The 22,486-nt window shown below is 47.3% G+C and carries 17 protein-coding genes; 1 reads left to right on the top strand and 16 read right to left on the bottom strand.

Annotation, left to right across the window (positions count from 1 at the left end; genetic code table 11):
• Nucleotides 1–196: 196 nt before the first annotated feature.
• The 13 genes from ACFTRD_RS06895 to ACFTRD_RS06835 form a co-directional block, all read right to left on the bottom strand.
• On the bottom strand, nt 197–2,269 hold the full coding sequence (locus ACFTRD_RS06895) for a beta-galactosidase (RefSeq protein ID WP_379378301.1): 2,073 nt from the start codon (nt 2,267–2,269) through the stop codon (nt 197–199).
• 35 nt (nt 2,270–2,304) lie between these two features.
• Complete coding sequence (locus tag ACFTRD_RS06890; protein WP_379378299.1) at nt 2,305–3,414, bottom strand: glycoside hydrolase family 53 protein; 1,110 nt, start codon at nt 3,412–3,414, stop codon at nt 2,305–2,307.
• A gap of 34 nt (nt 3,415–3,448) precedes the next feature.
• On the bottom strand, nt 3,449–4,327 hold the full coding sequence (locus tag ACFTRD_RS06885) for a carbohydrate ABC transporter permease (RefSeq protein WP_192266131.1): 879 nt from the start codon (nt 4,325–4,327) through the stop codon (nt 3,449–3,451).
• Between the two features lie 30 nt (nt 4,328–4,357).
• Entirely contained in the window at nt 4,358–5,248 is an 891-nt protein-coding gene (locus ACFTRD_RS06880; RefSeq protein ID WP_192266129.1) for an ABC transporter permease, read from the bottom strand.
• Between the two features lie 246 nt (nt 5,249–5,494).
• Nucleotides 5,495–7,186 (bottom strand): type 2 periplasmic-binding domain-containing protein, encoded by a 1,692-nt coding sequence (locus ACFTRD_RS06875; protein ID WP_379378296.1) that lies wholly within the window; start codon nt 7,184–7,186, stop codon nt 5,495–5,497.
• A 124-nt stretch (nt 7,187–7,310) separates the two neighbouring features.
• Nucleotides 7,311–8,936, bottom strand: coding sequence for a response regulator (locus ACFTRD_RS06870; RefSeq protein ID WP_379378294.1), 1,626 nt, complete (start codon nt 8,934–8,936; stop codon nt 7,311–7,313).
• 120 nt (nt 8,937–9,056) lie between these two features.
• The gene (locus ACFTRD_RS06865) at nt 9,057–10,814 is read right to left on the bottom strand and encodes a sensor histidine kinase (RefSeq protein ID WP_379378292.1); all 1,758 of its coding nucleotides are present in this window, start codon (nt 10,812–10,814) and stop codon (nt 9,057–9,059) included.
• Between the two features lie 326 nt (nt 10,815–11,140).
• Nucleotides 11,141–11,839: a hypothetical protein gene (locus tag ACFTRD_RS06860; protein WP_192266120.1), complete on the bottom strand. Its 699-nt coding sequence runs from the start codon at nt 11,837–11,839 to the stop codon at nt 11,141–11,143.
• Nucleotides 11,840–11,959: 120 nt separating this feature from the next.
• Complete coding sequence (locus ACFTRD_RS06855) at nt 11,960–13,477, bottom strand: ABC transporter substrate-binding protein (protein WP_379381212.1); 1,518 nt, start codon at nt 13,475–13,477, stop codon at nt 11,960–11,962.
• A 190-nt stretch (nt 13,478–13,667) separates the two neighbouring features.
• Nucleotides 13,668–14,576, bottom strand: coding sequence for a carbohydrate ABC transporter permease (locus ACFTRD_RS06850; RefSeq protein WP_379378289.1), 909 nt, complete (start codon nt 14,574–14,576; stop codon nt 13,668–13,670).
• 17 nt (nt 14,577–14,593) lie between these two features.
• Complete coding sequence (locus ACFTRD_RS06845; protein WP_379378287.1) at nt 14,594–15,589, bottom strand: ABC transporter permease; 996 nt, start codon at nt 15,587–15,589, stop codon at nt 14,594–14,596.
• Nucleotides 15,590–15,763: 174 nt separating this feature from the next.
• On the bottom strand, nt 15,764–17,383 hold the full coding sequence (locus ACFTRD_RS06840; RefSeq protein WP_379378285.1) for a response regulator transcription factor: 1,620 nt from the start codon (nt 17,381–17,383) through the stop codon (nt 15,764–15,766).
• The gene (locus ACFTRD_RS06835; RefSeq protein ID WP_379378283.1) at nt 17,358–19,175 is read right to left on the bottom strand and encodes a sensor histidine kinase; all 1,818 of its coding nucleotides are present in this window, start codon (nt 19,173–19,175) and stop codon (nt 17,358–17,360) included. The genes ACFTRD_RS06840 and ACFTRD_RS06835 overlap by 26 nt, the downstream gene beginning before the upstream one ends.
• A 420-nt stretch (nt 19,176–19,595) precedes the next feature.
• Here ACFTRD_RS06835 and ACFTRD_RS06830 point away from each other — a divergent pair, with 420 nt between their 5' ends.
• Nucleotides 19,596–21,035: a hypothetical protein gene (locus ACFTRD_RS06830; RefSeq protein WP_379378281.1), complete on the top strand. Its 1,440-nt coding sequence runs from the start codon at nt 19,596–19,598 to the stop codon at nt 21,033–21,035.
• A gap of 14 nt (nt 21,036–21,049) precedes the next feature.
• On the opposite strand, the gene ACFTRD_RS06825 is transcribed toward ACFTRD_RS06830, so the two are convergent.
• From ACFTRD_RS06825 to ACFTRD_RS06815, 3 genes are all read right to left on the bottom strand, one after another.
• Nucleotides 21,050–21,640, bottom strand: a complete 591-nt coding sequence (locus ACFTRD_RS06825) for a DUF4269 domain-containing protein (RefSeq protein ID WP_379378279.1) — start codon at nt 21,638–21,640, stop codon at nt 21,050–21,052.
• 21 nt (nt 21,641–21,661) lie between these two features.
• Nucleotides 21,662–21,868: a YwbE family protein gene (locus ACFTRD_RS06820; protein WP_062321983.1), complete on the bottom strand. Its 207-nt coding sequence runs from the start codon at nt 21,866–21,868 to the stop codon at nt 21,662–21,664.
• A 126-nt stretch (nt 21,869–21,994) separates the two neighbouring features.
• Nucleotides 21,995–22,465: a hypothetical protein gene (locus ACFTRD_RS06815; RefSeq protein ID WP_379378276.1), complete on the bottom strand. Its 471-nt coding sequence runs from the start codon at nt 22,463–22,465 to the stop codon at nt 21,995–21,997.
• Nucleotides 22,466–22,486: the final 21 nt, after the last annotated feature.

The raw sequence follows: 22,486 nt of genomic DNA, 5'->3' as shown, positions 1-22,486 counted from the left end.
GAAAGTCATGAGTTACAATGTTACCTGTTTGTCTTCGCTGCGCGGACACGTTTATCCTTTATCTTGCCCAGAAAAAGTACTCAACTTGATCTAATAATACAAAAAGGACCATCCTCTTCGTCTAATCGAGACGTTAAGGGTGACCCTTCTGTACGCGGACTGAATTCATTCTGCTTAATCTATAACATATATTTTTTTATTTTCGCTCAGACGCTCTGCGCAGTACTTGGATGTCATACGGTTGCAAATCCAGGCTGCCCTCCACACCATCACCGCTCAACAGATCACTGTAGGACTGCTCGTCCAATTGAACTTTCTTCGTCTCTGGTGTGTAGTTCTGCACAAAAACATAATCGGATGTTCCGTCTGTACGGATGTGTGCCGTAACTCCGGCAGGAAGCTGCGTTTCAAGCGCACGTTCTATGCCCAGGTCAGCGATTAGACTGCCATAGAAATCATCGTAAAACGGTGCTTTGGTACGTGTTGCTATATAATATGCTTTCCCTGATCCCAGACGGTTAACCGTTAACGCTGGTCGGCCTGCATAGAAGTCTGAGCGATACGTTGCCAAGGCTTCTGCCCCTTCCAGATGAATCAGGTCGCATAATTCGATTGCATCATACTCGGCATTCAGCTGAAGCGCGTTGCCTTTCACAGGGATCACCCCATTCAGATCCCGATCATGCAATCCGTCGATTTCTTCTGACCAGATTCCGAGCGTTTTGCGGAGTGGTCCTGGGAAACCGCCCAGGAAACACAGATCATTCTCATTAACGATGCCTGACCAATACGTGGCTACGAATGTACCGCCATTTTCAACGAATCGTTCAATACGCTCCCCGACCCCTTCACGCATCAGATAGAGCATAGGCGCGACCAGCAGCTTGTATTTGGACAGGTCAGCATCCATATCAATAACGTCAACCGCAACTCCCTTTTTCCAGAACGCTTCGTAATGGGCTTCAACCGTTTGCTCATATTTCACCCCGATATTGCGCGGACCTTGTGAATCATTAACGGCCCAACGATTCTCCCAATCGAAGATGATGGCAACCTCTGCCGGAACCGCTGTCCCCACAATGGCTTCCATGCCTTCAAGGGCCGTTCCTACGTCGGTTACATCCTGGAACACTCGCGTATGTTCTGTACCTACATGATCTACCACAGCGCCATGGAGTTTCTCACTGGACCCCCGGCTTTTTCTCCATTGGAAGTATTGTACACTATCGGAACCGTGTGCCACCGCCTGGAGAGAAGAAAGCAGATGCATGCCAGGTTTTTTCAGCTTGCTAACCTCCTGCCAGTTTGTTGAACTTGGTGTACTCTCCATTAACAAGAAGGGCTTTCCACCTTTAATTGAACGAACGATATCGTGCATCATAGCAATTCGGGATGCCAGCTTATCTTCTTCGTCTGCATCATGCCATGTTGGGTAGCTGTCCCAGGAGAGGAAGTCCAGAATATCAGCAAACTTCCAATAGTTTAATCCTTCATAAAACTCCATCAGGTTTGTCGTCACAGGCAGATCTGGATTCTTGGCCTTTAGAGGTTTCGTTTCATGTACGATAAAATCAGCGGTCTGATCCGTTACAAATCGGCGCCAGTCCAAATTCATCGCATGGACCTGTGTCTCTCCGTGTGGAGCAGGTGACTCCACTTGACTCCAGTCCGTTACGGTATGGCTCCAGAATGTCGTCCACCAGGAATGATTCAGCTCGTCCAGTGTGCCGTATTTGTTTTTCACCCAGCCGCGAAAAGCGTCCTGGCAATAATCACAGTGGCAATCCCCGCCGAACTCATTGGAAATGTGCCAGCCAATTACTGCGGGATGGTCCGAGTAACGTTCTGCAAGTTTTGTATTGATTGCTGTAACCTTTTCTCGGTATACCGGAGATGTATAACAATGGTTATGACGGAAGCCATGCAGGTTGCGAACCCGATTGGCTCCTACACGGAGCACTTCAGGATACTTGGCAGACATCCAGGCAGGTCTTGCACCGCTTGGGGTAGCCAGGAATGCATAGATTCCATTGGCAGCAAAACGATCCAGTACTTGATCCAGCCATTCAAACGTGTACACGCCTTCCTCCGGTTCAAGCGATACCCAGGAAAAGATACCAATAGACATCACGTTACATTTGGCAAGCTTCATCAATCGAATATCTTCTTCAAGCACTTCAGGATAGCGGAGCCATTGCTCCGGATTATAGTCTGCGCCATGTAACATGCGCGGCACTTTCGAACTTACGGGTGGATATTTGTATGTCATGCTGACAACTCCTTATTCATCTCAATTTGATTTATCTATTTGATCAATGCAACATTCGGCTGCTCATCCAATTCCTTGTCATTTTCCTGCCCGGCCTTGAGCGCTGAAAACGATTGCAACTTATGGCCCTTGAAGTCAAACATCGTCAGGTTCCCCCAGTTATTCGGATGGCCAACGGACCACTCTTCCTTGCTCGGAATCCATGCAGGCTCCCAGTAGTAGAATCCGGCACCCAGACCGCCGGGAACTTCACGGATAATTTGCAGCAGATCCTTCAGGTAACGTGTCTGCCCTTCTACACTTGCCGGATAACCTGGCAAAAGCAATTCTTCCTGATTCAGAATCCACTCGTGACCATCAGGCTGCTCCAGCGTCCAAGGATAAGCCGTTTCAACAACATTGATCGGTTTGCCGTACCGTTCAGCCAAGTCGTGCAGATTGTCCCGCAATGCGTCCAGTGTTCCATGCCACCAAGGATAATACGAGAGTCCAATGATATCAAACTCCACCCCAAGCGCTTCAAAGCGATCATAGAACTTGCGGCTCTCTGCATTATCGCCGCCACGGTCAATATGAATCATGATCTTGATTTCCGAATCAACGGATTTAACTGCAGCGATACCATACTTCACAAGGCCAGCAAAACGCTCCCACTGTTCATCCGTATCATGCTCTTCTCCGCTGACTCGCCCTTCATCCCACAACATGCCCGGCGTGATTTCATTCCCTACTTGTACCATATCCGGCAGGGCATCATGGTCTTTGAGCGTTCTCAGCACGTCTGCCGTGTAGTTACACACCTCACGTTGCAAGTCCTCATAAGACAGTTTCTCCCAGGCCTTCGGCTTCCATTGATTCGCAGGGTCAGCCCAGCGATCGGAATAATGGAAATCCAGCAAGAAATGCAGTCCATGCTCCTTGATCCGCTTGGCAACTGCTACCGTTCGCTCCAGATTACAGAATCCACCTGCAGGGTCATTCCAGATACGCAAACGAATGGCGTTGGCGTCTCCCATCTTGAGAAGGGTCAGCAAGTCTTCCTGCTGCCCATGCTCATCACGATAACACCCGCCATGCTGCTCGATTTCGTCCATAAACGACACATCCATTCCGAGAATGAATGCCTCTTCTTTTAAATGGCTCACTTTATCAACCTCCAATTCAATGTTAGATGCAGGCTCAGCCTTTAACTGAGCCCAAAGTCATACCTTTAACAAAGAAGCGCTGCAGGAATGGATACACAATCAGAATCGGTGCACTTCCGATGAAAATCTGAGCTGCTCTTACCGTAGTTTGCGAGAGAGCCTCCATTTCTTTGGGATTCATGCTCATACTGCTCATATCCCGTCCGATAATGACCGTTTGCATAAATGTAGCCAGCGGATAATCCTTGGCGTTATTCATGTATAGCAGACCGTCGAACCAGGAATTCCAGTGGAACACCATACTGAACAATGCGATCGTTGCAATGGACGGCATGGAAATGGGCAGGAAGATCGTGAACAGTGTTCTGAAATGGTTGGCTCCATCCATCAGGGCTGCTTCCTCCAGCTCTTTTGGAATACCGCGGAAGAAGTTCAGCATCAGAATGACCAGGAAGGTGTTGACTGCCCCCGGGAGTACCAGCACCCAGAAGGAATCCATCAGGCCGATCTTCTGAATAACCATATAGAACGGAACCAGTCCCCCATTAAAGATCATACTAAAAACGAAAATCCATGAATATATCGTTCTTCCTTTAAATTCACTATTTTCTTTCGACAACGGGTACGCCGCCAAAAAGGTAATCAGCAAGGTAATCGCCGTACCAATGACGGTACGAAGCAGGGAGATCCAAAGCGAGTTCAGGAAGATTGGATTATTCATCGTTTTTTTGTAGGCTTCAAGCGAGAAGCCGACAGGCCAGAGATTAACCAGATTGGCATCGGCGGCTGCCTTCGTGCTGAAGGATACGGCCAGGACATGAATCATCGGTACGATACACATGATGGCAACCAGAATCAGAAAGCAGGTATTGACTATATTAAACACGCGATAAGGCAATGATTTGTGATACATCGTGGTCCCTTCTTTCTTTTGTTCATTCGATTAGAATATGCGGTATCCGGCGTATTTTTTGGCTAAGCTGTAGGATACAAGAATCAAAATCATGCTGATCACTGACTTGAACAATCCGATCGCAGTGGCGAAGCCCATCTCACCATTTTGCATGGCTGAACGATATACGAATGTATCAATGATGTCACCCGTTTGATAAACGAGCGGATTGTACAGATTGAAAATCTGGTCAAATCCGGCATTGAGTACATTACCGAGCGCCAGTGTTCCAACCACCATCAGCATCGGCACAAGTGAAGGAATCGTGATGTGCAGCGTTTGTTTCCACCGTCCAGCTCCGTCAATTTCTGCTGCTTCGTAGAGCGCAGGATTAATCCCGGCAAGAGCAGCCAGAAACACAATCATGTTATAGCCAAATTCCTTCCACACATCCGTCAGAATAACCGTCGAACGGAACCAGCTGTTATCACCAAGGAAAAAGTACGGCCCGAGTCCGAAGCTCCCTAGCACCCTGTTCACCAAGCCTCCCGTCGAAAGCAGATCGATCAAAATCCCGCCCAGGATAACCCAGGATAAGAAGTGGGGCAAGTAGACCAATGTCTGGATGGTTCGTTGTACAGCCATTTTGCGAACTTCATTTAACAAAATGGCAAAAACAAAGGGTACAAATAAATTAAATATCAGTTTAAGTACTGCAATGATCAGTGTATTCCAAATGACCTGCAGGCTGTCCTCGCGTTCAAACAAAAATCGGAAGTTATCCAGCCCGACCCATTCCGAGCCGTTTATGCCAAGCCAAGGCTTATAGTTTTGAAATGCCATGACAATGCCGCCCATGGGAATATAACTGAATATGATCAGAAAGATGATGGCTGGCAGCAGCATTACGTGGAATGGCCAAGTTCGTTTCAAAGTTCTCATGATTGCTCCCCCTGTAATTCTTCCTACTCAAGTACTCCCTGAGTGGCTTATACTGCGATTATATCAACCGTTTGCATAGGTCAAACAGCACATAAAAGCAATATAAATGGCACAAAAGCAACCACTTTGGACTCGCTGTATTTTTAATCATTCATCCTCTGCTGGTCCGTCCTCTTACAAGAAAAATATGTTCTTATAACGACAAAAAAAGCGCGCAGACTTGTACTGTCTGCACGCCCCTGAAACTTATTTTTTCACACCGTCATACCATGCGTTAACCTCTTGTGTGATTTGATCACCGCCACCCGATTTCCACGTTTGTACAAATGTATCAAACGAATCTACCGGATTTTTGCCATAAATAATTTCATTAAAGGCCTGATTCTCAATTTTGTTCAAATAGTCCAGCTTCGATTTCATCGTTTGTGTTGTAGGACCTGTGAACATGTTTTTGTAAGAGATTTCTTCCTGACTCAGCAGCACTTTCGCTGCGGCTGGTGTCTCTTTACCATAGTTCACGGCAACATCTTTTTCGAGCTTGGTTTCAGGCTCTTTTCCATTGGCCAGATTCATCAAGGCTTTCATCTGTGCGTCCGGAATACGGGCGCCATCACGCACGAGCAAATAACGTACTACGTTGACATACCCACCATCAATTTCTTCAATCGGCATTTGTTTTCCATTTGAATCCAATTGGTAGTCATAGCCTGCAAACAGACCGTTATCATATTCACTGCCTGGTTTCGGATCTGCGTAATTATCAAACAGATAGTTTTGATACGTAAAGAATGCTTCTGGATGTTCCATATCTTTCTTAATCAAAGTAACACCATTGACAAATTGTGTACCATGACGCATTGCTTTACCATCAGGACCACTTGGGATCTCAATTGGTTTCCAAACTGCACCTGGGGCATTTTTCACCGTATCCTTCAGCGGCCATCCACTCATCCAGTATGGTCCTGGGATAATACCTGCTGTACCCGCAACTGCCGGTTCTGCTGTTTTGTTCTCATCCCACAACGCTGCTTCCTGCGGAATATATCCTTTTTTGAGCCATTCGCTTATTTTGGTCAAACCTTGTTTCATGCCTGGATTAATTGAGCCATACTCCAGCTTACCATCTGCTCCTACATTCCATTGTTGCGGTAAGGTGCCGTATGCACCAAAGATCCAGGATGGATCTCCCATCCATGTGTTCATGGATGTTTTGAAACCGACGCTAAGCGGGGTGACCTTGTCTGGAGCCAATCCATCCGGATTTTTATTTTTGAACGCTTCCATTACGGTTTCCAGCTCGTCAATGGTTTTTGGCGCTTTCATGTTCAGCTTGTCCAGCCAATCTTGACGGATCCATAGCAGGTAGTCATTGTTGTATGCATAGTCCAGTACAGGAATACCCATTCTTTTGCCATCCCGGCTGTACTGGTTCCATACATTCGGATCTTGCTCCATTGCTTTTTTCCATGTATCCGAGGCGTATTTGTCGAATAGTGGTCCTACCTCCTGATACATGCCGGAGTCGATTAAATCTTGAGCGACTAAATTATCCGGCTGTCCGACTGTGACAATATCTGGCATCTCTTGTCCAGAAGACATTGCAAGACGAAGCTTGGTTGCAAATGCACTATTCGTATCTGTTACAGACCACAAGGATTTGATGTCAATTCCGAATTTGTCTTTGGCCCACTTGGTTGCCACGTTATTTTCCATGGATTCGCCATTTTTGAATTTTAGCTCAGGGTCGATTCCCCATGCTGTTGTAATGGTTACTGCCGGATCATATTTTTCTTTGTATTCGTTTTCAACGGCTGATGTGCTCGAACCCGCGTTCTCACCGCCACTGTTGCCTCCTCCACATGCAGTAAGGATGACAGCAAGACACGTTGTCGTAGCGAGGAGCGGCAGCCATCTCTTTTTTGTAGATTTCGCTCTCATTAGTTGTTCCCCCTTAATCATTTTGGTTACCCTTTCATTATAGGCCTACCGGGTCTTTCAGCCTATGTCACGAAAACAAGATTTCTGCACCTTTGGCAACCTATATACGAGAATGATGTTAAAATTATGCCTGATCCCGATATTCATTCGGTGTCATTCCATAATGCTTTTTGAACATTTTGCTGAAATATTGCGGATTTTGGTACCCCAGCTCACTGGTAATCTCGTATATTTTTTTGTTTGTGTTTTTGAGCAAATACAATGCACGCTCCATCCGCATACGAATCATATAATCGCCCAGTCCCTCACCTGTTTCGGCTTTGTAAATCTTGGACAGATACACGGGATGCAGATACACCTTGTCCGCGATCATCTTTACCGACAGATCTTGCCCAGTATCTCGGGTTACCATCTCCTGAACCTGCTTGATGACGTGCCTGCGACTCTGTACACCTTCCTGATCTGACAGCTCTTCCTGCAACTTGGCAAGCATCTCCGTCGCCCAGCGGCGCAGCTTGTCAGGTGATTGGATCAGCTGATGCGCCAGCAGCAGGTCGAATCCCGCATGATCAATCTCATGTACGAGATGTCCCTGCTTATGCGCGATATACATAAATGCATTCGTTACAGACAAATACATCTCATATACATGTTCTCTGGAGAGACATGCGCGGTCCGCTGCATCAAAAACGGCATTCAGCTTTCGTGCCGCAGCCTCCCACTGTTTGGTTTCAAGCAACTGAGGCAGCACCGGTGGCTTATACAGCTCTTCAAGCACTTGTTGTGCCACATCATTCTCCAGACGTCTGGATAGCTCATTATCCATGTATTTGATCGTATTTTCCTCTGGCCCGGACAGTACCAATGATCCCAAACCTTTACGATAAGCGGTCGTCAGATCAGCATAGGGAAACGGCGCTGTAACCACCATGGACAGATCGCCTTGCAAGTATCGAATAACATGCTCGCGAAAAGTCCCAACGGGCTGCTTCAGTTCTTCCACATTCGTTAAGTCTGGCTCCGTCCAGTCCTCTTTCTGTATCATCATGACCAGACACTCATGTGGACCTCGTCCAAACCACACATTGTACTGGGGACCAAACACCTCTTCAGCGATATTGCCAACGGCAAACTCCATCAAATCCAGCGATTGCTGATCCATTGCCGAGAACCGACCTGTTAGACGAATAAGCATCATGATTGTTGGCTGGTCCGGCTGAAGCGCAATCTCGTACTTTTCCAGCTGTTCACCCAATGCACGAGCAGTAATCTCGCGGCCCAGTAACAGATCGTGCATCAGATTTTCCCGCAAAATTTTATAATCCGACTTGCGGCTGTACAGCAGCCGATGGTATTTATCAAATTCATCCCATTCATCCCGAAGGGACGTGATGGCAGCGGAGACCGAAGCCATGAATTCCTCATCGTTCACTGGTTTGAGAATATAATCGGCAGCCTGCAGCTGAATCGCTTTCTTGGCATATTGAAAATCACTGTGTCCGGTCAACAGGATGCAGCGGATGTGCGGCCATCGGCTGCTTACCTCTTCAATCAGCTCCAGTCCGGACATACCCGGCATTCGAATATCGGTAACGACGAGGTCTACAGCATTCTCCTCCATGATCTGCAGTGCTTCCTTCCCAGAGGCCGCACGCAAAACCGTTGTAACCCCGAGTTCTCCCCAGGGAATGGTCAATTCCAGACTTTCTGTCACATACGTTTCGTCATCTACAAGCAATATATCGATCAAGCTAGTCACTCCCATCTGTTAAGTTATACAAAGGTGTTATGGTGTTATGGTGTTATGGTGTTATGATCTTTTCTTCTTGTCATCTTCTTGCCATTTTCTTGTCATCTCTACCCAACGTCTCTATTCTTCGTATTCCGGAAGAGTCTTCTCGGCGTCTGCGGGCCACAACAAGGTAACACGCAGCCCCCCAAGAGGTGATTCCGTAACACGAAGTCCCGCCTGTTCCCCATACCTGAGCTGTAGACGCTGATTGACGTTCCACAGACCGCAGCCCATCTCCTGATCCATGCTGCCTGTGAGTTTGTGAAGCAGCAACTGGCGGGCCTGTGCATCCATACCTTGTCCATCGTCATCGACAGTAAGAATCATCAAGCCTTCTCTTTGTTCTCCCGAAATCCGAATTTCCCCCGCCTCGGCATCTGCTTCAATACCATGAATAACCGCATTCTCTACTAATGGTTGTATGATTAGCGGAGGCACCTCCTGCCTCAGAAGTTCTTCCGATAAGTCAATCTTGAAATGTATCCGGTCCATGCGCATCTGCTGAATCTCCAGATAACAAGTCACGAACTCAATCTCCTCTGTGAGCGGCACCACATCACGCTCCTGCCTCGTCGTATACCGATAGTATCGGGACAGATTATGAGACATGGCAACGACGGCATCGACACGCTTCAGCTTCGCCATGCTCGTAATGAATGAGAAACAATTATAGAAAAAGTGAGGATTAATCTGTGATTGCAACTGCTTCAGTCGGGCTTCACGTACATGAATCTGCTCCAGATACACATGTTGAAACAACTGTTGAATCTGCTCGACCATGGAATTGAACCGTTCGGACAAAAAGCTGAATTCATTCCGTCCTTTGGGTGTGATTCGGACTGAATAATCCTCTTGCTTCAATCGTTGGAATCCCCGAATCAGCTGTTTGACAGGCACCTGGACCTGGACATACAACAGGTATGCTACGCCAAAGCTCATCAAAAACAGACAGATCATGGCTGAATAAAACAGTATATTAGATTGATGGATTGGCTTCAGAATTGCGGATAATGGCATGTAATCCACCAGATACCAGCCTGTTGTGCTGGACTTTACCGTATTAACCATGTAGGGCTCGCCGTCAATGACTACTGTACGGTTGTCCACATCCTTAAGCTTGTCGATCGCCAGGTTGTCCATCAGCTGACCTGTCAGACCACGATCCGAAGTGCGGTTATAAATAACGCCTGACTCTTCACGATAATAGAAGGGATCATGGCGTCCATCGTCCTTAAATTTATCCAACATATCACGAATGTTGTCACTGTCGAACTCCAGCTTGATTACGGTTTCGGCATTGGCTGCCGGATCACTGATGCCATATGGGGATACGGTAATCCAGCTGAATATAAATCGCTCATCATCGCCGTCCTGAATCTTGCGAACATTCCACCCGGATGATATGTTGCCTCGCAGTGCCTGTTCATCGTAGGTGCGGGCATCTCTTTCAGAGATGACTCTGCCCAGTGATGGGGAGTAGAGGTATAACTTCGTTGTCCAATTCGATGAACTTTCCTGAATACTTAGCTTGTTCTGAATCCGTTTCACGAGATTGATCGTATCCAGATCGAAATATTTACTGTCAGCGTAAATCCGTCTGAAGCTCGCAATATCAGGGTCATGAATGAGCAGATTTGGCCATGAAGATAACAGCTCGATGTGCGTATTGACTTGATTTTGAAAAAACTCCAGCTGGTTGCTGTTGGAACGATTGAGTTCATCTCGCAAAACGGCTGTTGTTTTATGGTTCGAATACCAGTACAGCAGTACGACTGGAACCAGCATAATCAGAATTAAAATGACCATTTTCGAAAATAGATTCGTCCGGTATGACATCTTCTTACCTCACTTTGCCTTCATTAGTCAGTGAATCTAATTTTAACGATGAAGGCGTTAAACATAAACTGTTTTTTCTGAAAGAGTCCACATCACAGCTCACCCGCGTTCATAACTTAATCCATTGTGAATCAATTCTCTATATATCGTAAGCGTTATCATGTACATGCATAAAGGTGACAAAACCAACTTTTCTGCACTAATTGCAACTTCCACGCAAAAAAGAGCCGGCTACCGCCAGCTCCTTCCTCATCTTTTGACTCGTTAATATGGATCTACTTCATAACATTCTTCTTATGTATTCATTCTGTTTTGCTTACCAAGCTTTATGGAATATCGTAATCAAACACGGTATTCTCTCCATCAACAGCGACATCCAGTACAATATCGATGAGTTTTCCTTTCACTTGCAGCGGGCTTTCTGCCAAACCGGAAAACGCCAGTTGACCCTTAAACGTTCCATATGGTTCAATCTCTACGTTTACAGGCGTTAGCCGGACAGAATTCAGGGATTCGTACAGCGGATCATCCTTGAATTTGTAACTGCGGGCCAAATCAGGTAATAGCACTGCTGCTACAGGTTCTCTGCTGTAATTCTTGAGTGTCAGGTCACAGTTTACCCGTGTGATCCCATTATCCAATACATCATAGGTACAGGAGCTGTTATTTTGGACATAGGAAACACCATTGATCCCGGAAGCTCCCCATTTGGCTACATACATCAATTTATCCGTCATGTAGGAATAACTGAGGACAATAACAAGTACGATCAACCAGAGCCGTTTCGCCAGAGACGGATAAAATGGCATCATTTCTTGACGGGTAACATAGTAGCTGCACGCCAATATGCCCATTCCCAGAAATAACGTGATATGCACACCACTTGCATAGGATGTGGTATAAGGCGACAACCCGATAGCAGACAACATCGTGTCCCCCACAGAGAAGCCGAGGTGATGCTTAAACGTAAAAATGATTCCAAACATCAAAAACATCACAGAGAACACAAGTCTGGTTCTCGACACATGATCACCCCCTAATCAGCCACCTGATTATATCATATTTTTCCTTATTATGGGTTACAATCCAAATAAAAAAAGACGCTCCCGGTATAAACCGAAAACGTCTTGGATTTTGACGCTAAACTATTTCTTGGACAGGAATGCGTCGAGCTGCTCTTGTTTGGCGGCAATAATTTTATCAATACCTGCGGCTTTCAGCTTCTCCAGATATTTCGGGATCATCTCGTTTGGATCAACTGCGCCCGAGGTCATGCCCGGTTTGAACTGTTTGTTCACGTTATTTACCGCGGCAATTTCGTTTTTGACGGATTGGCTGTTGAAGGTAAAGCCCAGTGCAGGCGACTTGACGCCTTTGGCATTAAACTCCTTGAACTTTTCCCATTTCTGCGGATCTTCATTATCCCAGAGGTAGTTCAGGAACTGATTGCCCAGCTGCCATTGTGCGCCCGGGTTGTATGTGCGACTGTTGGCGTCTACTCCTTGCGGGAGAGTAATAATGTTTTCTTCGCCATCTTTTTTCACATAATGTGTACCTTCGATTCCGAAATTGAGCAGGTTGTTGATCTCTTTGTCGGAATGCAGCAGGTTAATGACCTGCATTGCTTTCTCCGGCTGCTCGGAGGAACGGGAAATGGCCAGCATGGCACCCGAAGCATCACCGGTTGTAATCGTAGGCTGTGTCATCTCAATCTGGGTCAGTGGATATCCAACGTACCCTTCTTCTTCCTTATCTTTACCCGGCTTCATGCCGTCGGTCCAGAGAAAAGCCTTGCCTGCCTTCGCCTGATCTTTTGGGAAAACATTGGAAGTTGCCGCATCACTGTTGATGTATCCAGCCTGATACCACTTGCGCGCCAGTTCAGCTGCTTCCTTGAATTCAGGAGTCTCCACTTCGTTCAGTACCTTGGTGGTACCTGCTGTTTTGGAGATTACACCAGGAACGGATGCATCGCCGAGATAATCCCAGTCCAGGTTTTCCAGCAGTCCGTTACCATTGGTATTGGACATATAAAACGGAGTAATACCAGGTTCATTTTCCTTAATTGTTTTGAGCAGCGGCTCCAGGTCAGCCCACGTTTTCACTGCGGTCAGATCAAGCTTGTATTTGTCAGCCAGATCTTGGCGTACGAGTACGCCACGTGTTGCTGCCAATTCCTTGTTGGTAGGAACACCATAGTTTACGCCATCCACCTGCGAACCTTCCAAAAAGGCTGGGTCAAGATTTTTCTTGATATCCTGCCCATACTTGTCAAGCAGCTCATTGAGCGGCAAGAAAGCCCCTTTCGCTACATTGACGGTGTAATTCTGCCATGCCGCCGTGAAAATAATGTCCGATTTTTCACCTGAAGAGATCATGAGATTCAGCTTGTTATCCCACTGCCCCCAATCGATTGCATTGATCTTGAGGGTAGCTCCAATCTTTGGCTCCATCTTTTTGTTGATCTCGGCTTCGACCAGAGCCACATCTTTCTGTGGTGTGCCCGGATAATACAGCGTCACTTCATAGGGCTTGCCCCCGCTCTCTGCTGCACCGCCGCCCTCGGCTGCCGGTGTGGTTCCACCTTTGTCCGTTGAGCATCCTGCCAGCACCAGGCTCAGCGCCATAACTGCTGCTCCCATACGTGGCCATACCTTTAACATTTTAACCAATTGAACCCCTCCCGTCATATGTTGGACCCTGCAACCGATTGCCCCAATTCGCAATGTTACCCCATCTGCAAAAGTCCGTTCCCTTGCCGTCCCTCCGGCGTGTCTGATCTCGCTGTTTTTTGTATATGCCCTCTCAGGTCCATCTTCGTTATCCGTTGCTCTCTCCGCTAACCGGCCGGAGTTACCCCTTCACTGCGCCTACCGTGAGGCCCTTGATGAAATACCGCTGGAAGAACGGATATGCCAGTACAATTGGACCAATACCGACAACAGCCATCGCCATTTGCAGTGTTTTATTCGGCAGATTCAACAATCCGCCCTGTGATGAAATCTGTGAAGAGACATTGGAGTTGGATGTTAAATATTGAATATCGAGCAGCGTTCGGTACATAAGGTACTGAAGGCTGATCGTCCGGTTATCAGATATAAAAATCATGCTAAGATACCAGTCATTCCAGTAATTCAATGTGCTGAACAGCGCAACGGTCGCCATCACCGGGAGGGAGAGCGGAAGCACGATTCGTGTAAACGTTCTCAATTCACCTGCACCATCAATTCGTGCCGATTCGAGAATCGAAACCGGAATGGAATTGGCGAAGAACGTACGCATCACCAGCACGAAGAACGGTGAAAGCAGCAGAGGCATGATTAGTGCGAGAATAGAGTTTTTCAAATCCAGCACGTTCACATAGACAAGATACCAAGGGACCAGCCCGCCATTGAACAACATGGTGAAAAAGATGAAAAAGGCGAACCACCCGCGATAAGGCAAATCCCTCCGGGAAAGCGGGTACGCATACAATGCAGTCAGCGCTACACTCGTTATCGTACCTATCACGGTTACAATAATGGAAATGCCATAGGAATGGATGATCTGATCCATGTCCTTGAACAGAAATTCATAGGCAGTCAGACTAAACTTCTCCGGAATCAGCTTATACCCGTTCGCAATAACCGTCGTCTCGTCCGAGAATGAGATGGCGAAGACAAGCAGGATCGGCACGATGCAGGCAATGGCGTAGAATAAAAACATACCGTGAATGATGGACGCGGAACGCCGCGACACGGCTAATGGATCACGTGATTTCACAGCTGGCTTGCCTCCTCTCAAAATAATGCATTATCTTTGTCCATTCTCCTGACGATGGTATTGGATACGAGAACTAGCACAAATCCGACAACAGCCTGATAAAGCCCAGCTGCAGAGGACATCCCGATATCGCCCCCGATGAGGAATGTGCGGTACACATACGTATCCAGAACGTTCGTGACCGGGAATAAAGCTCCCGATTCCAGTGGAACCTGGTAGAACAGACTGAAGTCCGCATAGAAAATACGACCGATCTGCAGCAGTGTCATAATCACGATCAGCGGCACAAGAAACGGAACGGTAATAAAGCGAATCTGATGCCACTTGCTCGCACCATCCAGAACAGCCGCTTCATAATATTCCTCATCGATACCTACCACTGCTGCCAGATAAATGACGGCATAGTAACCGATATTCTTCCATGTGTTCACCAGCGGCAAAATGTACGGCCAATACTTGGGCTCTGAATACCAGTCAATGGGCTGTCCGCCAAAGAGCTGAAGAATCGTTGAGTTCATGAAGCCCGAATCCTTGCCGAGAAACGCGAGCACCAGATAGCTGACTACAATCATCGACAGAAAATACGGAAGCAGCATGAGTGACTGATACAATTTGGACATCGCCTTGTTCTTCACTTCATTCAACAATATCGCAAGCCCTACACCTACAAATAAATTCAGCGCAATAAATACGGTGTTATATGCGAGCGTGTTGCGTGTGATCTCCCAAGCATCGCTCGTGGAGAACAAATACTTGAAATTATCCCAACCGCTCCACGGGCTGCCCCAAATACCGTCGGCATAGTTCACATTTTTGAACGCAATCAGAACACCGAACATTGGCATATAGTTGTTCACCAGCAGAAACAGAATGCCTGGCAAAAACATGAGATACAAAACCTTGAATTTACCTAGATTGTACAGGACAGACTTTCGTTTACGAACCGGTACATCCGGTATGCCCTGTACAGCTGATAGACGTGCTCCCTTACCCGCCTGGGGTTGTGTCTTCATAACTTGTTCTCCCTCACTCCTCTTGAATTTCATCCTCAGGATGAAACAACGCTGTGTCTCCTGTGGTTCAAGTATACGGCGAGGCGCTCAGGACCACTATCTGCTGTGGTGACCTGTTCACTTATCAAATTATGACTTTAGGTCACGAAAAAACAAAAGACGCAGCATGCTGCGTCAAATCTGTACCGTTCGGGACTGTTTGCGAAACTCCTGTGGTGTAATGCCCGTGCATTTTTTGAACATTTTCGTAAAATGAGAGTAGTTGTAATACCCCACCTTGCCTGCAATATCCGTTACCTTGACGGTTGATTGGGACAATAACGTTTTTGCTTTGGCTACTCTCCGCTGGAGAATGAATTCGGATAGCGACATGCCCTTTTCTTTTCGAAACAGGCGGGACAGATATGCAGGGTTAAATCCGGCAAAAGATGCAAGTTCTTCACGCATCAGCTCTTCGCCAATATGATTTTCAATGTATATGCACAGCTGGTCCACAATGGTCATTGGACTGTGATCGTCCGGATACAATACCGGGATGGCTCGACTAATCAGGTCTGAAGTCCAATGCTTCAACTGGGGCAACGAACGTGTCACAACACTTTCTTCCGGCTCCCGTTCGCCCGGATACAGGCTGCGTACAGACACATTTTTTTGATGAAGCAGTGGATAGACCACATGCAGCATCGCATGATAGTACAAGCGCAGAATTTCTGGTGACAGCCGCTCCTGGGCAGCCAGTAACTCAAAGATTTCATCAATACGCTCGCGCAGGTCTTCGAACTTCCCGGTTTCAAACAGGACGGACAGCTCGGAAAACCATGGTATCGGCAAAAAGCGATCTTCCGGTTCCCGGCCTTGTACGTCATAATTGAAGACCTCTTCAAGCTCGTTAATATTGCGACGCTCCATATCCATCAGCTCATAGAGCATGCCTTGCAATTCTGTAATCGCTACCGGGACTCCGACATAACAGGATAATCGGCAGTAGAAATAGGAGCCGCACTCCCGGATATAGCTCTGGCATCCTTCTGCCACTTCACTTGCTGTCGGACTGATGCCATCCTGTTCGTAGGCCAGCACAATATTTAATCCGCTATGGTCCTGAAAGACTTCGCCGGGTTTGTCGCCGAGCAGCATCTCCTTGGCCGCATTGCGAAGCGCATATTCCAACACCTCCTCATCCCGCAGGTCGAATTCCCGCACCCATTCCTCAACCGATATGACAATCGGCAGAACACGAGCTTGCGGATCAATCTCAGCTCCATAGACCTCCGCCAGTTCCTGCAACTTTTGCGGGGTTAGGGTGAGACGCTGTGAGACGGCATCTTTCCAGAAACGCTCTGTCAGGAGAGGTTTGTGGGTTTGCCAACGTTTGTACACGGTCTCATATACTTCATTGGTGCGTGAATGCTGTTCTCCATCCTTGATTTTGTCGATTGCCTGTGTCACCACCTTGAGCAACTGATCCGCTGGAGCAGGCTTCAGCACATAGTCGAAGCTGTTCAGCTTGATCGCCGTCTGGGCATAATCGAACAGGGCATGCCCCGTCAGAAAGATGGTCAGTATGCCAGGATCATGTTTCAATACCCAGCTCTGCAGGTCGAGTCCCGTTTCACCCGGCATTTCAATATCACAGATCATAATATCAATGGGTTGGGCTTTTAACAGCATTCTTGCCTCTTCAGCATCGCCAGCACTGAATACCTGGTCAATTCCAGCCAGGCTCCAATCTACCCCTTCGACCATTGCCTGCAAGGCATACACTTCATCATCCACGATCAATAGGTTCCGCATAGGCTCCCCCTTCTTCCTCTTCCGTCTGGGCAGGGACATGAATCATGACTGCTGCTCCCCCGTCTGACTCATTCATGAATTGCAATCCGGCACTTTCGCCGTACTTCACGAGCAGTCGATAAGCCACGTTCCAGATTCCAATGTGCTGTCCACCCGGATCTTCGGCGTATTGCCCCAGTTGCAGACGTTCCAGTATGTCTTGTTCAAATCCAACACCGTTATCCGTAATGGAAAGGTGGAGGACGGAATAATCCTCAGTACCCCTGTCTGAAGGAGACTCAGATAACGTTTTCGATTTCCAAGCTCTTATTCGAATTACAAATGGTTCTGAACGCCGCTGAAAACCATGAATAATGGCATTTTCCACAAAAGGCTGAATCGTCAAGGGCGGTACCACATAATGCCCAAGATCAGGCTCAATATCCAATGTAAAATCTAGCTTGTTCGGAAATCTCAGCTTTTGGATTTCCAGGTAGTGACGGATATGTTCCAATTCTTCATCCAATCGGATGACACGTTTGCCAGCACGCAGACTGAACCGGAAATAATCAGCCAGATGGCCAGCCATCTGCTGCACCAGCCCATGGTTCTTCAATGAAGCCAGACTATGAATAATATTCAATGAATTCAGGTAAAAGTGCGGATTGATCTGCATCTGTAATTGTTTGAACTCCGCTTCCCGGGTTCGCAATTGCTCCTCATACACATCAATCTTCAGATGCCGGATCTCACTTGTCATCTGATTGAAGCTATGCGTGAGAAACTCCAGTTCTGATGAAGAAGGTGTCTCCAGTCTCACATCAAGTTCCCCCAGACTGACCCTTCTCATCCCGCGAATCAACACATTCATCGGGCGGAACAGGAGCTGCCTAAGAAAGATCAACGCAGTGATCAGGATGACAGCTGCCCCAATCGGGAGCAGGCGAATAATCCGCTGAAAGAACGGCAGGTTGCGCATCATGTCCTCTTCTGGCAGCAGAACGATATAATTCATCTCTGACATGGCTGATGGAATGCCCAACATCAGATACTGACGTGCATTGCCTTTGGAATTCACTTCAGAGATCACCTGATAGGGATTCTTCAACCCAGCAATATGGGCTGCAGCGAGTTCAATCTGCGCCGGATTCAACGCCGAATTAGACAAAGCCCCGCCATCTGCTCCCAAAATGACTGCCCCTCCCAGGTCCCCGGATTCCGTGAACTGCTCTGGATGGTTCAGCGCATTCATGTCAACGAGTGCCCCCGCATAGAACTGAGAATTAATCCGAACTGTTTTGACAAGAGCATTCCATGTTCCACCATGAACAATGCTCCATTCCGGCTTCTGAATATCTCCCTCGAGTTGCTGCATCTGGACAGGCATACTCTCCTGCACTACCGACTTTTTGACATCATAATTGCCTGAGGTCGCCAATAACAGATCATCATTCACCGCATCGTATAGAAAAAAAGAGTCAATCAGATTATAAAAACCGATATCTGTCATGAATTTGTTCATAATACGCTGTTTCGCAATAATATAATCGCCGCTACCGTATTCGAGGAAAAACAAAGAGATAATATCCGGGTCTCTCTCTCCCAGACTGTATAAATAACGATTGGTCTCCTGCAGCACACGCTCATTCTGTTCTACACTCTTGGCAAGATGGTTCATATTGGTGAGAGATACTTGATCACGTACCACCTTCATGGCGTACACGTTATTGTAATAGAGCAGCAAGAACAAGGGCAGCATGATCAATGTCAGACCCACAATAAACTTAAAGCGCAGTGAACGGATAAAATTCATGAATTCCCGCCCTTTTGTTCCACATGGAATTAAATTCTTCAGAGCTTATTGTTGTAACCGCTATCAGTAATAACCACATCTCTTCCTTTTCGGTTGATTCCCTCATGCATCACTTCCAACTTTTTCCGTATTACAGCATGTTAATTGTAATTATGGTCGCCTGCCTCTGTCTATGCGTTACCGTGACCTCTCTTTGTCAATTCTGGTGACTTCTCTTTGGCTTTCAGTTAAGTTCAATGCCGTACGTTCTACATAAGTTCTCCATTCTGTAAAAAAAATCCTGCTCCCTTGATGGATGAAACCTCACCATAAAAAATAAAAGCTGTGCCATGTCCCCTTACTCCACGAACGCCCGGTGGTGACATGCATACGATATAGAACTCCTTGGAGTCAATACCAGGGGGGAGGGAGGCATGTACGATGAATATTCAACTCGTCCCATTGCATTATGTATACCTTGCTTTTATCATCCTGATTGTTGCCGTTATGGTCCGGCGCAGAGATACAACTATCATTTGTATCACAGGTATCATGACCATTGGACTTCTGGCGACAGAAACATTAAGCGGATCGGTTGCCGGCATCTTCAGCAGTTTTATCTATGCCACCAAGGAACTGCTCAGTACCATTTTTATCATTTCAATTATTGTTGCGATGAGCCGAGTGCTTATTCGGACGGGAATTAATGAGGTCATGGTGTCACCACTCACCCGTTTTATCCGTTCTCCACAGGTCGCGTATTGGGGAATTGGACTGATCATGATGGTCGTATCCCTGTTTTTCTGGCCTTCACCCGCCGTCGCCCTGATCGGAGCTGTGCTTCTTCCTGTAGCGGTACGTGTGGGTCTTCCTCCTATTGGCGCCGCCATTGCCATGAACCTGTTCGGCCATGGAATCGCATTGTCAGGAGATTATATTATCCAAGGGGCTCCCAAACTTACGGCCGATGCAGCTGGAATTCCCGTAACCTCTGTGATGACCGCAAGCATCCCGTTGGTCATTGTTATGGGAGCAGTGTCTACATTTACAGCATTCTGGATGCTGCGCAAAGAGATGAAGTCTGGTTCCGCTGTTCATCTGCACGTTCCTGTGCCTGGTCAAGCAACGATCTCTCCTCCTGCCCTTGCTACTGAATCTGCACCCCTGCCCGGGGAAGTGGAGGTTCAACGTCAATCTATGCCTCGACGTCTGCAAGAGGCGTTCGCTCTAATCATCCCGCTCTTATTCGCAGTGGATGTCATCCTGATGTTCGTGTTAAAACTACAAGGCGGTGATGCCACAGCGCTAATCGGTGGAACGGCCGTGCTCATTCTGATCATCGTATCGCTTGCAGCGCATCGTCATACAGGTCCTGAGGAAACAACAAACTATTTAATAGAAGGATTTCAGTTCGGGTTCAAAGTGTTCGGTCCAGTCATTCCGATTGCTGCTTTCTTTTATCTGGGGGATGCTGCAATTACAGAATTATTTAACCATCCTCTGCCTAATGAGTCACACGGTATTGTGAACGATCTGGGGGTTGCTCTGGCTGGGTTGGTGCCACTGAATGATACGGTGGGCGCGATAACGATGACTGTAACCGGTGCGATCACGGGAATGGATGGTTCGGGATTTTCGGGAATATCCCTGGTCGGCTCCATTGCATCTATGTTTGCAGGTTCGGCTGATTCTGCACCTGTATTGACGGCACTGGGTCAGGTCGCCGCCATATGGGTTGGCGGTGGGACCTTGATTCCATGGGCCTTGATTCCAGCGGCAGCCATCTGCGGGGTCAGTCCATTTGAACTGGCACGCCGCAATTTGAAACCGGTACTGCTGGGATTAACCGTAACTACCATTGTGGCCATTTTTCTGATTTGATGTGTTGCACTAATCTATTCAAACTGAAAAGATGTATTCAACCTGGCCCAGCTTCTAAGCTCATCCCGGTTCCATGTCGCTAAACGCAGCATTTCTTCATAAGGATTTCCCTGGATACCCAGCACAAAAGCAAAAGCCGGCTCCGTCTTCCATCCCTTCAGTTTCAATTTGCGAATCTTATCATGTCCAGCTGCACCCCATAGCTGTAACAATTCCCACTCCACCAGCATATGCACATAGGCATTCTGCCTGATTACAGGCGTCGTTTGGGCGAAAATCTCCACAGGCCAGTTACCAACTTTCACACAACAAGTCACATAAGGATGCTGGCCTGCACGATCATCCCCACGTTTGCATTGAAAACCCTGCATCCCGCCCAGCTCGCTGTGCACCAGAGTTTCGAATGCCACCAGATCCGCTGCCTCACATAATAGATCAAGATCACTTCCCGGGATATCGATATCAATCGGGACCGTACCCGCCGGATAAGGCTGGTGAGCAGCTAACCTTTGTAACAATCCACTCCCCTGTAAGGTGTGGTATGCGTCTTGCTGTCGCTCATTACCCGAGGCCAGATGTGCCATTACATCCGCGGTTGTAATCATGTCATGATCTGGGAAATCGGATCATTCCGACACTCCTGTGATCACTTGTTTGACACGTCCAACCTGTCCACTGGTCAAGCGCACTTTGATACCATGCGGATGTGTAGGGGATTTGGTTAATAGATCCTTGACAATGCCACGTGTCAGCTTCCCTGTAGGTTGATCCTGCTTCAGTACGATGTCCACTTCAAGACCCGGTTTAATGTTTACTCTCTGTTGACCGTTCATGTGCCTCACTCTCCTCTTCCGAGTATTCCATATCATGCTGCAATGAATCACAAAGCTTCATCTATTGTAGACGTTTTGGATTCAAAACGAAAGGCACGACTCAAGTTCAGGTATGGAGCAGGACGGTCATTTTCGGTCGGATGAAGTGCCTTCTGACTTGTTTTTCATTGCTCTCAGCACGGATCGGTAGACTTCATCTGCACTTTTCTCTACCTCATTAGTATCGGTTAGAGGTAGCTTCTCCCCCGTTTCCGTCGGTTTACGGAAATGAAGCAACGCCTGACGATAAGCTTGGTCCCCATCTGTCCCCCGTGCTTCTTTTTTCTGAGCTGCGGGGATCTTTTCCATTGTTTCTTCTGTCGGGTGAACCTCCGCTTGTCTGTGCTCACCATGTTCCAAATGTGCTGTATGTTTCGCCGATTCGTGGTTGCGATCCTTCTTCTGTGCTTCATCTTCTTCATGCAGAAGGACAGGCCCTTTATCAACCTCAGCGATTTTGGAAGCTCGTGCTTCTGCAGCCTTGCGGGAGGATCTGGAGTTATAAATCAATAGAAATACAACTCCTATAACAACAATTACCGCCAAAATAATCAACATATGAGCATCCTCCTCATCGTC

The sequence above is a fragment of the Paenibacillus sp. NPDC056933 genome (assembly GCF_042674385.1).
In the GTDB taxonomy this organism is placed as follows: domain Bacteria; phylum Bacillota; class Bacilli; order Paenibacillales; family Paenibacillaceae; genus Paenibacillus.
The sequence above is the reverse complement of the archived record's forward strand: the minus strand, read 5'-3'. Positions and strand labels throughout refer to the sequence as shown.

Coding starts and splice junctions, on each gene's coding strand:
- ACFTRD_RS06895 (WP_379378301.1), bottom strand. CDS start 2,269: ATGACATACAAATATCCACCCGTAAGTTCGAAAGTGCCGCGCATGTTA.
- ACFTRD_RS06885 (WP_192266131.1), bottom strand. CDS start 4,327: ATGTATCACAAATCATTGCCTTATCGCGTGTTTAATATAGTCAATACC.
- ACFTRD_RS06880 (WP_192266129.1), bottom strand. CDS start 5,248: ATGAGAACTTTGAAACGAACTTGGCCATTCCACGTAATGCTGCTGCCA.
- ACFTRD_RS06875 (WP_379378296.1), bottom strand. CDS start 7,186: ATGAGAGCGAAATCTACAAAAAAGAGATGGCTGCCGCTCCTCGCTACG.
- ACFTRD_RS06865 (WP_379378292.1), bottom strand. CDS start 10,814: ATGTCATACCGGACGAATCTATTTTCGAAAATGGTCATTTTAATTCTG.
- ACFTRD_RS06855 (WP_379381212.1), bottom strand. CDS start 13,477: ATGTTAAAGGTATGGCCACGTATGGGAGCAGCAGTTATGGCGCTGAGC.
- ACFTRD_RS06845 (WP_379378287.1), bottom strand. CDS start 15,589: ATGAAGACACAACCCCAGGCGGGTAAGGGAGCACGTCTATCAGCTGTA.
- ACFTRD_RS06840 (WP_379378285.1), bottom strand. CDS start 17,383: ATGCGGAACCTATTGATCGTGGATGATGAAGTGTATGCCTTGCAGGCA.
- ACFTRD_RS06835 (WP_379378283.1), bottom strand. CDS start 19,175: ATGAATTTTATCCGTTCACTGCGCTTTAAGTTTATTGTGGGTCTGACA.
- ACFTRD_RS06830 (WP_379378281.1), top strand. CDS start 19,596: ATGAATATTCAACTCGTCCCATTGCATTATGTATACCTTGCTTTTATC.
- ACFTRD_RS06825 (WP_379378279.1), bottom strand. CDS start 21,640: ATGATTACAACCGCGGATGTAATGGCACATCTGGCCTCGGGTAATGAG.
- ACFTRD_RS06820 (WP_062321983.1), bottom strand. CDS start 21,868: ATGAACGGTCAACAGAGAGTAAACATTAAACCGGGTCTTGAAGTGGAC.
- ACFTRD_RS06815 (WP_379378276.1), bottom strand. CDS start 22,465: ATGTTGATTATTTTGGCGGTAATTGTTGTTATAGGAGTTGTATTTCTA.